Genomic DNA, 14,177 nt, shown 5'->3' on the forward strand with positions numbered 1-14,177 from the left:
ATCCATCGAAGGGGGACTGCACATGTCATCTCGGCGAAAGTCGATTGGCCGTGGCGATGAGGCAAGCGGGCCAATCATGAGCAGTGAGGCCAGCGCCAGTATGCGCATAGGGGAAAGCAAGGATAAACCGCATCGGTACGGCACGCCACAACAAGGCATGTACAGCAGAAAAGTCGGTGGGGAATACGGCGCATCTGTCTCTGACTTGCAATGACGGATGTCAGTCAAATTGTGGAGCGGACCTTGCTGTCCGCTCTTTTTATCGTTGTGGAGGAAACATGAAAAAAGCCATTGTCTTCTATTTCATCAGTGAATTTTTTCTTAGTTTTGGCATCGGGATCGTGCAATATGCACAGCCATTTTTTTATGCGGCTGGCCACATTGGCGATGAAAAAATTGGTTATTTATTTGCCGCGAACGCTTTTTTCGGTGGCTGTGCAGCGCTGGTGGCCGGACCTGTCGCAGACAGGATTGGCGCTTCACGGATGTTCAAGGCAGGGACGTTGTTCATTGGCTTGGGCGACCTTGGCGTCGCAAGCGGGCATACGTTTGGCGTCTGGTTGATCACGTCCGCCATTGCCGGTATTGGTGGTTCCATGTTGACCAGTACGGAAAACGTGGTGTTGAGTTCCTTGTTGGTGGGGCGGGATCGAGCGCACTTGATTAGTCGTTTTACAGCCGCGTATATGTTTTTGATCGGAGCGGGCATCGTTTGTGCGGGGTTTATGGTGGCCGCATTTGGGCTTGCCAGCACGATGTGGATGGGTTCGCTCATCGCGCTAGTAGCGCCTGTCATCCGCATTTTCGTCAAGGCGCCTGACGCTAGGCGGGAGAAAGGGACCATGTGGCCTTCTCGTCCACTGCTGCTGATGGCGGGGTATGCCATCCTGTTTGGCATCGCTGGCGGCTTGTTCAATCCATTTGTCACACTGATACTCAATGAACATTATGGCGCAACCAACCGCACGACGGCCATCGTTTATGCGGTGAGTATTTTTATGATCTCGTTGGGCGCTTTTCTCGTTCGGCCGCTGATTGAACGTCTGCGCCAGCAGGCGACGCTCCTCTTGGCCTTTGTCTTCAGTGTCATCAGCACGCTGCTGTTCGTCATTGCGACGACAACGGCAGCGTTTGTCGTGCTCTATTTTGTCGTGACGGTGACGACTGCCGTACCACCGCCCATCATCGACGCGATGTTTCTCGATTTTGTGCATGCCTCTGCCTTTTCACAGATGTTCGGTATGCGGGTGTTTGGCATCAGGCTTGGCAATGCCATTGGTTCAGCGTTGGGCGGTGGCTTGTTGAAAAGGGACGCCTACAACTGGGTGATGTGCCTCGCGGCGATATTCTTTGTCATGTCTTACATCTATCTGCGCATTGTGCGGCGATTACTCCGCAACCGCGCCGCGGCTGGAGATGTCATCCACGGCGCGACATCGGATTGAATGGGGAATTTCTTTAACGGGTGATGTCCGCCTCCATTCGCGAGGCGATGGCCTGCATTGCGGCGCTTTGCCCAGCTAACCGCCCGGTCGAGAAGGCCACCGTGATATTGTAGCCGCCTGTGTGAGCATGGACGTCCATTACCTCACCGGCAAAGAACAACCCATGACAGAGTTTGGATTGCATCGTCTTTGGATCAATCTCTTTTACCCGAACACCGCCGCCTGTGACCGTTGCTTGTTCCAGTGGCAGGGTGCCCGTAATGCGCATGGGGCAGGCTTTGACGACGGTAGCCACGGCATCGGCGTCCTGTTTGCTCACATGGGTGAGTTGGGTGTCCCCTGTGACGGCTGACACATGCAGCAAGTAGGTGACCAAACGGTCTGGAAGTGCTTCATTGAGCTGGTTGGCAAGCGTTCGACGCGGATGTACCGTCCGTGCAGCCAACAACGACTGCGCAATTTCGTCGCGTGAACGGTCGGGCAATATATCAATGGTGATGCGCAATTTTGCGTCGGCTTTTTTGCGAAGCGCTGTAGAGACGTAATGACTGCAGCGGAGTGCGGCCGGACCGCTGATGCCCAGGTGGGTAAACAGAATATCACCATGTTCTGTGGTGAGCCGTTTCTTGTTTTCATTCCAGACGGTCACATCGACATTGCGCAGGGAAAGGCCTTGTAGTTTGCGCGTGACAATGAAGGGTTCGTCACTGGTCAAAGGCACCTCGGTTGGGTAAGGCGGCACGAGGGTGTGACCAAGCGCTTGCGCCCATGGGTATGCGTCACCCGTGCTGCCTGTCTTCGGTACACTGCAGCCGCCAGTGGCAATGACGACGGTGGCTGATGCGAGATTTTGGCCCCGGCTCAAACGAACGCCTGTGATGCGGCCATTGTCAACGAGCAAGCGCTGCACGGGCGTGTCCAGCATCACATCGACCCCGCTCGTATAAACCCGGTCCACAATCGCTTTGACGACAGTGGCGGCTTGATCCGTCACGGGGAAGACGCGCCCGCGGTCTTCTTCTTTCAAGCGGATGCCAAGTCCTTCAAAAAATTGCATGATGTCCACATTCGAAAACTGGCTCAGCGCCGAAAATAGAAATCGAGCATTGCCAGGAATATTCTCCATCAACTCTGGCAAAGGTTTTGCGTTGGTGACATTGCAGCGCCCGCCGCCAGAAATGCCGAGTTTGCGCCCGGGTTTATTACCCTTTTCCACCAATGCCACACGCGCGCCAGTTTCGCGTGCCGCAATCGCTGCCATCAGTCCAGCCGGGCCGCCACCAATGACAATTACATCGTATGGTTTCAACTTGTTTCATCCTCACCGTTCTCTTCGCTGGTCAATCATTGAAAATCATTTGGATTTTCACATGTCCCCTTAGTGTAGGTAAGCATGGCCCTGCTGGCAAGTGCACAGCAGTTCTATAGGCTGATGAGAATGATGCCGATGGCCACCACAACTGACGCGGTTGCACTCCAGTAAGTGAGGCGTTCGAGTTTTGGAAAGAAAATCACAGAGAAAATTGCGACCAGCACAGGCTCCGTGGCAACCAGCACAGATGCCTTTGCCAGCGGGATTTGTGTGACGGCAGTAAAAAACAGCAGTACGGCTACGGACGAACAAAAGCCCGCCGTGATCAAACTCAGGTTGAGCGATTTTCGATAGGCGCGAAGGATTGTTCCAAAGCGGCCTTGTAAAAGCAGCAGGCACACATAAGCGGCAAGTGCCGTAGTCACGTCGATGGCTGCGCCAAATATCGGCGGCAAGACGCCACCGACACTTAACTGGCGAAATGTATGGCCAACCCCTTGGGCTACGGCAGCGATGATCGCAATGAATATATTGTTGCTAAATAGCGCCAAACTGTATCTGCGCTGATGTGAAAACTTTCGTTCGAAGAACAGCAACAGGACGGCAATCAGCAGAAAACAGAGCGCCACCCAATCGTCGTCTTCGACGGTCTGACTGGTTGTAAAGGTGACCAGCATCAAAGTGACTACGGGTGCAAGCCCTTTGATGACGACGCCACGTGTGGCGCCAAGTTGACGAATGGCGCGATATAAGGCGAGTCGTCCAAACAAGGTGCCCACGATGCCAGACAGCGCAGCGAAACAAACCGCTCTTTGTGCGCCAGCTGCGACGATGTGAAACGTCCCAGGATGCAAATTTGCCAGCAGCAATCCAGTGCTGTCGAGCGTGAGCATACTGATACAGAGAATGGGCAGCAGGCCGTGATCCGGCGGCGCTGTGTCAGCTTGTCCTTTGCGGATGAGAAGATAGGACAGCGCATAGAAAATGGCACACAAAATCGCAGTCAATTCTCCTGGCATGGAAACCCCTCTTTCAAAACTGATGTATATGCCGGCTTGTCTGCAATTATTAGACGGAAGGGCACGCAGGATGGTTTTTGATTTTGGGTTTTCATCGCAGCTTGATACAATAGGTTTATGTCTGAGTAGGATAGACCACCATGCGTGATGCGTCCCGTGCCAGAATCATGAGCATGCCAGTCACTCGAGGCATCGCGGTTGGCGCAGCGTCAGGGTAGCGACTTTATTTTCAGGTTGGAGGAGGACGTTTCATGAACTCGTTTCGTTTTTACAATCCCACGGCACTGTACTATGGGAAGGGGCAAATTGAGTCTCATTTGGCCGAAGAGGTCACGCGGTATGGTAAACGCGTGCTGTTGGTATACGGTGGCGGCAGTATCAAAAGAAACGGTCTCTACGATAAAGTGCAGCACATTTTAGCGGATGCAGGCGTCACGCTTTTTGAACTGTCCGGTGTCGAACCAAATCCACGTCTGACCACGGTACATAAGGGTATCGATATTTGCCACAGTGAAAACATAGACCTGATTCTGGCAGTTGGTGGCGGTTCTGTGCTGGATTGTGCCAAAGCCATCGCGATGGGCGCGAAGTATGATGGCGACGTTTGGGATATTTATCAACGCAGAGGCCAGGCCACGGATGCGCTGCCGTTGGGAACCATCTTGACCTTGGCAGCAACCGGCTCTGAAATGAACGCCGGTGGTGTCATCACCAACTGGGAGACCAAAGAAAAGCTTGGCGGCGGATCGCCATACACTTTTCCGAAGTTCTCCTTCTGTGATCCGGAGAATACTTACACTGTGCCACAGGATCAAACCGTTTACGGGGCATGTGACATGTTGGCGCACTGTTTTGAACACTACTTCCATCCGACGCACCATACGCCGCTGCAGCAACATCTGATTGAGGCGGTCATCAAAACCATCGTCGAGCATACGAAAGCGGCATTGGACAACCCACACGATTACGATGCGCGCGAGACCTTGATGTATTGCAGCACGATGGCGCTCAATGGCATGATTAGCATGGGTATCAATGGGGATTGGGCATGTCACGCGATTGAACATGAAATCAGCGCAATTTATGATATCCCACATGGCGGCGGGTTGGCCATCATCTTCCCACAGTGGATGGAACACACGAAAAACGTCAATCCAACGCGCTTTGCCACGCTTGCGACAAATGTGTTTGGCGTGGATGGTGCAGGCAAGACGGACGCCGAGTTGGCCGATATTGCCATCGCAAAAGTGCGCGCGTTTTATCAGGAAATTGGCGCGCCACAACATTTGGCGGATTATCAAATCGGCGACGATCAGCTGGAGCGAATGGCGAGTCAAGCCGTGCGCTTTGGCGAGATCGGCAATTTCAAGAAACTAAACAAGGATGATGTGTTCGCCATTTTGCAAGCATCCTTGTGAGTTTGCAGTTCACATCAATTGAATCATAAGGGACTCACCGTGGTGGAAGCCAGGGATGTGTCGCAGCAGAGACCAGCGGTGTTCGCGCATCGGCTGGTCTTTGCGTTCGATGGCGGCTCTTGCTTGGACACTTATGGCATCCTGCCCCAAGATAAAGAAAAACGGCACATCTCCAGATTGGAAATGTGCCGTTTCTGTGTTATGACAGGCGGTCAACTTTTAAGCGTCTTGTCCGTCGCGCACGAAGTTGCGAAGCACGGTTTGCAGAATACCGCCATTGCGGTAGTAGTCCACTTCCACTTCGCTGTCCAGACGAACGTTTGCCTGGAAAGAGAAGCTGGAGCCGTCTTCACGGGTTACTGTGACCGTCACTTCAGAACGCGGCTTGATCTCGTTCGTGAGTCCGGCAATCGAGAATTTCTCTTTGCCTGTAATTTCGTACGTCGCTGCGCTTTCGCCCGCTTTGAATTCGAGTGGGAGCACGCCCATACCGACCAAGTTGCTGCGGTGAATCCGCTCGAAACTCTCGGCGATAACAGCGCGCGCACCCAGCAGGAATGTACCCTTGGCAGCCCAGTCGCGCGATGAACCTGTGCCGTATTCTTTGCCTGCGATGATGATGAGAGACTGATTGTCCTCTTTGTACTTCATCGCTGCATCGTAAATGGACAGCACTTCATCTGTCGGGAAGTAGGTGGTATAACCGCCTTCTGTACCCGGCGCAATCTTGTTGCGAATACGGATGTTGGCGAAGGTGCCGCGCATCATCACTTCGTGGTTGCCGCGGCGTGAACCGTAGGAGTTGAAGTCGTACGGTTTCACGTCATGCTCCTGCAAGTAGTGTCCGGCAGGACTCTTTTGCGCGATGTTTCCGGCTGGCGAAATGTGATCCGTCGTCACTGAGTCACCCAGGAATGCGAGCACGCGCGCGTCCTTGATCTCCTCGATGTTCGGCACATCTGCCGTGAGGCCGACGAAGAACGGTGGTTCCTGAATGTACGTGGACTCTGCATCCCAGTCGTACAGTTCGCCTTTCGGGGTATCCAGCGCATTCCAACGTTCATTGCTGTCGAACACGCCAGCGTACTGTTGTTGGAACAGTTCCGGTGTCAAGACAGCGCGGATGGTGTCCTGCACCTCTTTGCTTGTCGGCCAGATGTCCTTCAAGAAGACGTCGTTTCCGTCTTTATCTTTGCCCAGTGCTTCATTGGCCAAATCGATATCAACTGTGCCCGCGAGTGCGTAAGCCACAACCAACGGCGGTGAAGCCAGGTAGTTGGCCTTGACCAGCGAGTGTATGCGGCCTTCAAAGTTGCGGTTGCCTGACAAGACTGCGGAGACCAAGAGGTCGTTCTCTTGAATCGTCTTGCTGACTTCATCTGGCAATGGACCGCTGTTGCCGATACATGTTGTGCAGCCATAGCCGACGACATCAAAGCCCAGCTCAGCCAGCGGTGTGAGCAAATCCGCTTTTTCGAGATAGTCTGTCACGACGCGCGAGCCTGGCGCCAAACTCGTTTTCACGTATTTTGGCGTGGTCAAGCCTTTTTCTGCTGCCTTTTTCGCCAGCAAACCAGCGCCGACCATGACGGACGGATTCGATGTATTTGTACAGCTGGTGATGGCGGCAATCACGAGTGCGCCTTGATGTAAGTCGCTCGTGGTCCCGTCTTCGTACTGCACTTTGCCAACGGTGTCCTTGGCGTTGCCAAGACCAAAGCCGCCCTTTTCCAGTGGCGTATCCACAGCTTTTTCAAACGTAGATTTCATGTCGGACAGCAAAATCCGATCCTGTGGCCGTTTCGGACCAGCAAGCGATGGTTGCACATCTGCCATATCCAGTTCCAGTGTGTCCGTGTAGATTGGATCCACTGTGTCGTCTGTGCGGAACAGTCCTTGTTCTTTCGTGTATTTGTCCACGAGTGCGATAAGGTCTTCATCGCGGCCGGTGCTGCGCAGATAGTCCAACGTTTCTTGGTCGACAGGGAAGAAGCCCATGGTCGCGCCATATTCTGGACCCATGTTAGCGACGGTCGCACGGTCGGCAACACTGATGTTGGATAGACCAGAGCCAAAGAACTCGACGAATTTGCCGACAACGCCTTTTTTGCGCAACATGTTGACGACGGTCAATGCGAGGTCAGTCGCTGTTGCGCCTTCTGGCAGTTGACCTGTCAGTTTAAAGCCGATGACTTCTGGTTGCAGGAGATAGAGCGGTTGACCGAGCATGCAGGCTTCTGCCTCAATGCCGCCGACGCCCCAGCCCAGCACGCCGATGCCGTTGATCATCGTGGTGTGCGAATCCGTACCTACCAAGCTGTCCGGGAAAACGACGAGATCTCCATCTACTTGACGCTGTTGGACGACCTTGGCTAAGTACTCCAAGTTGACTTGGTGGACAATGCCCGTACCAGGCGGTACAACGCGGAAGTTGTCAAATGATTCGGCTGCCCAGCGCAGGAAGTTGTAGCGCTCTTCGTTGCGTTCAAATTCGCGGTTGATGTTGAATTCAAGCGCAGCGTCTGAGCCGAATGCATCGACTTGCACTGAGTGGTCGATGACCAAGTCAGCTGGAATCAGCGGGTTGATGCGGTCCGGATTGCCGCCCAAGCGATGCATTGCCGCGCGCAAAGCCGCCAAATCGACGACAGCAGGCACGCCAGTGAAGTCTTGTAACAAGATCCGCGCAGGCTTCAGTGGCACATCTGCTTTTTCCGGTGAGGCTGCGTTCCAATTCGCCAATTGGCGGACGTGATCTTCCGTGATGACGCGGCCGTCATATTGGCGCAGCACAGCCTCCAACAGGATTTTGATGGAGAATGGCAAACGAGAAATATCGGCGATGCCTTTGTCCTGAATCGCTTGTAGACGATAATAAGTGTAAGATTGCTGACCGACGTTCAGGTGTTGCTTGGCATCAAATAGATTTTTGTTGGCCCCCATCTTTTTCACTCCTTTGTTCCAATAAAAGTTCTACGTTCATTTTGCAATCTCGCAGGTGCTTTGTCGAAGCTTCATCAGAAATGCCGATGAAGTTATGCCGTTTTGCAATTGGGCATTACAGAGTTAGGCTGTCCGCCTTGAAAGGGGACAGCCACTGTGCACACAGCGATCCATAAAACAGTCCATTGTCACTCTACTACCATTTTGTCCTATGTGCAAGGCATTGCAGTCCATATGCTGGATTTATTTACTTTTTTGAGGAGTTCGCGGTGGCAAAGGCCCCAAAAACTGATACAACTGTGTTTCGATCCGCCCGTTATACAGTTTGCGCCGCTTATCTGCGCGTGCGCCATAGAGCCGTTCGAAGTTCGGATGCGATGTCAGGAGAAAGACGGACCAGGTGTTTAGCTTGCGGAACGTTTGGCCGATTTGTTTATACAGTAATTCTGTCTCTCGCACGGTCATCAACCGCTCGCCATATGGCGGATTGCTGATGATGCATCCGTATGTTTCCTCTGGCTGAAAACGGCGCGCGTCTGCTTGTTCGATGTGAATTACGCGGTCCAAGCGCGCATACTGGACGTGGCGGCGGGCCAATTCCAGGACTTCGGCATCGTGATCGGAAGCGGTGATATCAAGCGGGACGTCTCGTTCGAGATCTTGCGCTTCATTGCGTGCCGAGGTGAAGACATCGCTGGCGAGCGACGGCCAGTCTTCCGCCGCAAAGGCGCGCAACAGCCCAGGCGCGCGGCGCAGGCCGTAAAGTGCAGCCTCGATGGCGATGGTGCCCGAGCCGCACATCGGATCGACAAATGGGCGATGGGCGTCCCAGCGGCTTAATAGGACAAGTGCTGCCGCCAACGTCTCTCTGAGCGGCGCTGTGGCGTTCAGTTTGCGGTAACCGCGCCGATGCAAGCCGCTGCCACTGGTATCGATGCGGATGGTCGCGACATCTTTCAATAGAGAGACTTCAATTTTGTATGGCGCGCCAGTTTCGTCAAATGACGCTTGCTTGTATGTGCGTTGCAGCCGTTCGACAATCGCCTTTTTCGTGATACTTTGGCAAGCGGGCACACTATGTAAAGTCGATTTGACAGACTTCCCGATGACGGGTATTTGGGCGTCGCGGGGCAAAATTTCCTCCCATGGCACGGCGAGCACGCCTTGGAACAACTCCTCAAACGTCGCAGCGGGAAAGGATGCGAGTTCAATAAACACGCGTTCGGCTGTGCGCAGCCAAAGATTGGCGCGCGCGATGGCCGCATTGTCACCGGTAAAGCGGACATGCCCATTTTCGTTTTTTGTTTCGTAGCCGAGGTCTTGCAACTCGCGAGCAGTCAGTGCTTCGAGGCCGAAAGCGCAGGTGGCGACTAAATTCCAGGAATGCATGGCGATCTCCTTTGTAAATACGCGCATCACGCGTTCTGTATCTATGGCGCGACATCTGCGCCAAGACAAAAAGAGCGGCTCCATGCCGCTCTCTTTCACTTTCTTGCGATTACGGATTCAATAATAGCACGATGACCGAGGCCAGCGAAAAACAGACGCTGATGAGGTAGACGACAGTCACCGTCTGCACCTGTGTGAGGCCAGCGCGCAACAAGTGATGATGCACATGGCTCTGATCCGGCTTGTAGACTGGCTTTCCCGCGCGCGCGCGCACGAATACCACGCGTACAGCGTCGAAAATCGGTACGCCCAGCGCGAGGATGGGCACGGCAATCGAGATGATGGTCGCCGATTTGAAGGCACCGACCGAAGCGATGGCCGCCAAGAGATAGCCAAGCACGGTTGAGCCAGCATCCCCCATGATGATGCGGGCTGGGTAGAAATTGTGTCGCAAAAAGCCGATTGACGCCCCTGCGACACCGAGCGAGAACCAAGCCGAAAGGGCATCGCCCTTAATCAATGCAATGAAGAACAATGTAGTCGCGGAGATGGCTGCGATACCTGCGGCGAGTCCATCCACGCCATCTAAAAAGTTGAACACGTTGGTGACTCCGACAACCCACACGACGGTGATGACGACGGAAAGCGCCGTTGGAATGGCGGTAAAATGGTGATCTCCAAACGGGGCAGTGAACCCTTGAATGCCGCCGCCAAACAACGGGATGAGTAGCGCCGAAAGAATTTGGACGCCAAACCGAATGGAGACGGAAAAATCCTTGCCGCGCGTCTTAAAGTAATCATCGAGCATTCCGATACCAAAGAGCATGGCCGCGCCGATAAGCACGCCGAGATAGGGCGTTTTCAGCCAATTGTTCCAAAACAGCCCCACCAGCGCAACGACCAACACGCCTGCGAACATGGCCACACCACCGAGCAACGGCAGGGGATCACGATGGATCTTGCGTTCGTTTGGCAGATCTACAAACTTCCACTTCATGGCCAGCGATCGCATGCGTGGCGCCAAAATGAATGCCACCAAGAACGCGATAATGCCAGATAGCCACAAGGGCATGTGCGCTCGCTCCTTTAGACACAATTCAACAAGGATTATACTAAACCATTTGCAGACAGGCTATACTGGATTGGGTTAAGTCGACGGTTCGTGACAAGATGTTTGTCAGATAGGTGACATTTCTGCTTGATTTGTTGAGTTTCCCGTCCATATTTGCAAAGATAGTTGGCGTGGTATAACAGCTCTCATAAAAATGATACGGCCAAGTTCAATTTTGATGTCACGGGGTATCTATCTTTAAACAAAGCAAAGGGATGTGATGTACGTGCAGGCAAGTGGGATGGCGCTCGACGAGTCACATGTTCAGGAGCTCGGCTCGGCGAAAGCAACATTTCGTGACTATATCTCCATTATGAAATGGGGAATTACCATCGCCAATTTGATGGCGACGTTTGCAGGGATGTGGGTGGCTTGCCATGGTCATCCTTCACTGTTGGCGATGTTGTTTACATTGGTTGGCACAGCGATGGTGGTCGCTGGCGGCGCGGCGCTCAACAATTATTATGATCGGGATATCGACCAGTTGATGCCCCGCACGAAAAAACGGGCTGTTGCGCAAGGTAAAGTGGCGCCTGGCGCGGCGTTGGCCATCGGGTTGTCCATGAGCGTGGTTGGACTCGCGGTGTTGTTTTTCTTGGTCGATTGGCAAGCGGCGGCTTGTGGTTTTGTCGGTCTGTTTGTTTACTCATACCTCTATACAGTTTGGTTTAAACGGCATACGACGCTCAACACGGTGCTTGGCGGCGTATCAGGCGCGATGCCCCCACTTATCGGTTGGGCTGCAGGCAGTGGCGGTTCACTTGGTTTAGGTGCTTGGGCGCTCTTCTTTACATTTTTCCTCTGGCAGCCACCGCATTTTTTGCCGTTGGCGATGAAAAAGACCGAGGATTATCGGGCGGCGGGGATTCCAATGTTGCCGGTCGTGCGCGGTTTTAACGAGACAAAGCGGCAAATCGTGCTCTACACAGCAGCGATGTTGCCTGTTTCACTGATACTGACGACGTTGCACTATGAGGGCTGGATCTATTTCGTCGTCATGGCGATGCTTGGCATTATGTTCTTGGTCATGGCAATTCAAGGGCTGTTTGTCAAACCGGAAAACGATTTGGTTTGGGCAAATAAATTATTCCGATTCTCACTGATTTATCTGATGGCTTTGTGTGTCGTCTTGGTCGCTTCCGTCTCAATTTTTTGATGAATATAGCAAAAATAAAAGAACCCTATGGTGCAAATACCCATAGGGTTTGTAATTTTACAGAAGCGTTTTTTTACGTGTCGGCGTTTGGTGAGGCCTATGTTTAGACAATCTTGGGTGCAGTCGTGCGTGTATGGTGATACAAAAAGCGTTATTTAGCGGCGAGTTTCTTCAAAATGCGAACGTCGGTTTCAGTATCGTCAAATCGAAGCAGGATATCACGAATGCCTTCATCAATTTCTTTGATATCTTTCTCCACAATATCGAAACGCCGTGTAACACGCTGTTCAAAGAGACAAAAACGATTTTCAAAAGAATCAATGCTTTTTTCAACCAAATCAATCCGCTGCGACAAATGCCGTTCAGCAAGAGATAATTCTTCGTGGACGATTTGTCGGAGTTCGTCAAGCAACTCTAGATTATCCATTTTCATTCCCCTTTGGAAATGAGGGTAACAAGGTTCGTCCGCCTCTGCATTTACATTTAGGATATATCCAATCCCATCGATAAAATTTCGCAAATAAAAACCGCCCCAGGAAACTGGAGCGGAGGCGTGATATGTTTTCACCGTTCTCTCAGCTAAACACTTTACGAATCCGATTCATCGCATCGTCCAACTCATGTTTTTCGATAATGAGCGGCGGCGCAAACCGGATGACGTTGTCGTGCGTCTCTTTACATAACAGGCCTTCGTTCATCAGGCGCTCACAGTAGGAACGGGCAGGTTCATCCAGTTCAACTCCGATGAACAGGCCACGGCCGCGCAATTGAACAATATGAGGATTTTGGAGGGTCTGTAGCTGTTCCATAAAATATTGGCCCAGTTCAAGTGAACGATCCGCCAATTTCTCCTCGATGATCACGTCCATTGATGCAATCGCCACCGCGGCCCCCAGGGGATTGCCACCGAATGTCGAACCGTGTGAACCTGGCTCGAACACATCGAGAATTTCGTGGTTTGCTGCAACTGCCGAAACCGGGAAGACGCCACCGCCCAGCGCTTTGCCGAGAATGTATACGTCTGGCTCAACGCCATCCCATTCGCAGGCAAACATTTTGCCAGTGCGACCAAACCCAGTCTGGACTTCATCGGCGATAAAGAGAACCTGATTGGCGCGACATAAATCCGCCGCTTCTTTGAGGAACCCGGCCGGGGGAATGATGATACCCGCTTCACCCTGAATTGGTTCAGTGATAAAAGCGCACGTATTTGGCGTGATGGCCTCCTTCAGTGCCGTGATATCGCCATACGGAACCACTTTAAAGCCAGGTGTCAAAGGGCCAAAGCCGCGTTGATACTCTGGATGTGACGACATGGCCACGGCTGTAACGGTGCGGCCGTGGAAGTTTCCAGCACTGACGATGATCTCAGCTTGGTTATCGGGCACTTTTTTGATGTCGTATGCCCATCTGCGCGCCGCTTTGACGGCGGTTTCCACAGCCTCGGCGCCGGTGTTCATCGGCAATACCTTATCCTTGTTCGTCACTTGAGCAAGCTTTTCGTAAAAAGGACCAAGTTTGTCACTGTGGAAAGCGCGCGACGTCAGTGTGACCAAGTCAGCTTGGCGCTTCAAGGCGTCGATGATCCGGGGATGGCGGTGACCTTGGTTGAGCGCGGAATACGCACTCAGCATATCCATGTAACGTTTTCCGTCTGCATCTTCCACCCAGATCCGCTCCGCCTTGTGAATGACAATGGGCAGTGGTTTGTAATTGTGTGCGCCAAAGCGCTCGGTCAGTTCGAGGATGTGTTTGGATTCTGTCGATGAAGCTGTCAAGACAAGCCCTCCTCTTCAGGTCATAGCTCCTCATACGCGATGCGTCCCGCACCAGCAGAACCATAAAAATGCCAGTCAATCGAGACAGCGCGGATGGCGCAACATCAAGGTGCCGTATTTTTTACAGAGTAGAAACAACATTGTTCTTTCATTATTATGGGTCAAAAGCGCAGAGGGCTTCAAAAATCCAAGCAAAAATGTGCAGAAGGCAGCGGCGAAACCGCCACTGCCCTGCACAGACCGCCATGTGTGCATGCGTCCCGCACCAGCAGAATCATAAAAATACCAGTCAATCAAGGCATCGCGGATGGCGCGCGCAAAGGAATCGACTTTATTTTCAGGGTAGATGGTCAACTGCGTTTATTTGTCTTAATGCGCCGCCATTTGCGATCCGAATTTGTCGTCTCGGGAAATTTTTCGCCTTTGTGCAATCGAACGCGTTTTGGATGGCGTAATTCGCCACTGTCAGGGTGTGTGCCCACTTCGATGTAAACCCCGGTATTTGGCACTTCATACCCAGAAGTAAATTCGGATCTTTCGCCCATTTTCACATCACCTCGATATGTAGTGTGGCCTGGTTCGGGCCAATCAAGGCAAGGGGATGGT

General features: G+C 52.7%; 12 protein-coding genes. 4 read left to right on the forward strand and 8 right to left on the reverse strand.

From position 1 onward, the window contains the following. The first annotated feature begins 22 nt into the window (after window positions 1-22). Window positions 23-214: a hypothetical protein gene (locus tag ACFSB2_RS00980; protein WP_377940658.1), complete on the forward strand. Its 192-nt coding sequence runs from the start codon at window positions 23-25 to the stop codon at window positions 212-214. A 64-nt stretch (window positions 215-278) separates the two neighbouring features. Next, window positions 279-1,445, forward strand: a complete 1,167-nt coding sequence (locus ACFSB2_RS00985; RefSeq protein WP_377940659.1) for an MFS transporter — start codon at window positions 279-281, stop codon at window positions 1,443-1,445. A 13-nt stretch (window positions 1,446-1,458) separates the two neighbouring features. Here ACFSB2_RS00985 and ACFSB2_RS00990 read toward each other — a convergent pair whose 3' ends face one another. Continuing rightward, complete coding sequence (locus ACFSB2_RS00990; protein ID WP_377940660.1) at window positions 1,459-2,754, reverse strand: BaiN/RdsA family NAD(P)/FAD-dependent oxidoreductase; 1,296 nt, start codon at window positions 2,752-2,754, stop codon at window positions 1,459-1,461. 113 nt (window positions 2,755-2,867) lie between these two features. Beyond that, window positions 2,868-3,776: an EamA family transporter gene (locus ACFSB2_RS00995; protein WP_377940661.1), complete on the reverse strand. Its 909-nt coding sequence runs from the start codon at window positions 3,774-3,776 to the stop codon at window positions 2,868-2,870. A gap of 251 nt (window positions 3,777-4,027) precedes the next feature. On the opposite strand from ACFSB2_RS00995, the gene ACFSB2_RS01000 reads away from it, so the two are divergent. Then, on the forward strand, window positions 4,028-5,194 hold the full coding sequence (locus ACFSB2_RS01000; RefSeq protein ID WP_377940662.1) for an iron-containing alcohol dehydrogenase: 1,167 nt from the start codon (window positions 4,028-4,030) through the stop codon (window positions 5,192-5,194). A 219-nt stretch (window positions 5,195-5,413) separates the two neighbouring features. Here ACFSB2_RS01000 and acnA read toward each other — a convergent pair whose 3' ends face one another. The 3 genes from acnA to ACFSB2_RS01015 all read right to left on the reverse strand — a co-directional run bounded on the left by acnA (window position 5,414) and on the right by ACFSB2_RS01015 (window position 10,598). Then, a complete protein-coding gene (gene acnA / locus ACFSB2_RS01005; protein WP_377940663.1) occupies window positions 5,414-8,137 on the reverse strand; it encodes an aconitate hydratase AcnA in 2,724 nt (907 codons plus the stop codon). A 243-nt stretch (window positions 8,138-8,380) separates the two neighbouring features. Further along, the gene (locus ACFSB2_RS01010; RefSeq protein WP_377940856.1) at window positions 8,381-9,526 is read right to left on the reverse strand and encodes a THUMP domain-containing class I SAM-dependent RNA methyltransferase; all 1,146 of its coding nucleotides are present in this window, start codon (window positions 9,524-9,526) and stop codon (window positions 8,381-8,383) included. Window positions 9,527-9,635: 109 nt separating this feature from the next. Continuing rightward, entirely contained in the window at window positions 9,636-10,598 is a 963-nt protein-coding gene (locus tag ACFSB2_RS01015; protein ID WP_377940664.1) for a glycosyltransferase family 4 protein, read from the reverse strand. Window positions 10,599-10,863: 265 nt separating this feature from the next. On the opposite strand from ACFSB2_RS01015, the gene cyoE reads away from it, so the two are divergent. Continuing rightward, complete coding sequence (gene cyoE / locus ACFSB2_RS01020) at window positions 10,864-11,793, forward strand: heme o synthase (RefSeq protein ID WP_377940665.1); 930 nt, start codon at window positions 10,864-10,866, stop codon at window positions 11,791-11,793. Between the two features lie 151 nt (window positions 11,794-11,944). Here the strand turns inward: cyoE and ACFSB2_RS01025 are convergent, their stop codons facing one another. The 3 genes from ACFSB2_RS01025 to ACFSB2_RS01035 form a co-directional block, all read right to left on the reverse strand. Continuing rightward, window positions 11,945-12,361 carry a hypothetical protein gene (locus ACFSB2_RS01025; RefSeq protein ID WP_377940666.1) on the reverse strand — a complete coding sequence of 139 codons (417 nt, stop codon included), beginning with the start codon at window positions 12,359-12,361 and terminating at the stop codon, window positions 11,945-11,947. Window positions 12,362-12,368: 7 nt separating this feature from the next. Then, window positions 12,369-13,571 (reverse strand): ornithine--oxo-acid transaminase, encoded by a 1,203-nt coding sequence (locus ACFSB2_RS01030; protein WP_377940667.1) that lies wholly within the window; start codon window positions 13,569-13,571, stop codon window positions 12,369-12,371. Window positions 13,572-13,921: 350 nt separating this feature from the next. Beyond that, complete coding sequence (locus ACFSB2_RS01035) at window positions 13,922-14,116, reverse strand: YjzC family protein (RefSeq protein WP_377940668.1); 195 nt, start codon at window positions 14,114-14,116, stop codon at window positions 13,922-13,924. Between the last annotated feature and the right edge of the window lie 61 nt (window positions 14,117-14,177).

The sequence above is a fragment of the Alicyclobacillus fodiniaquatilis genome (genome assembly GCF_042678105.1).
Lineage (GTDB): Bacteria > Bacillota > Bacilli > Alicyclobacillales > Alicyclobacillaceae > Alicyclobacillus > Alicyclobacillus fodiniaquatilis.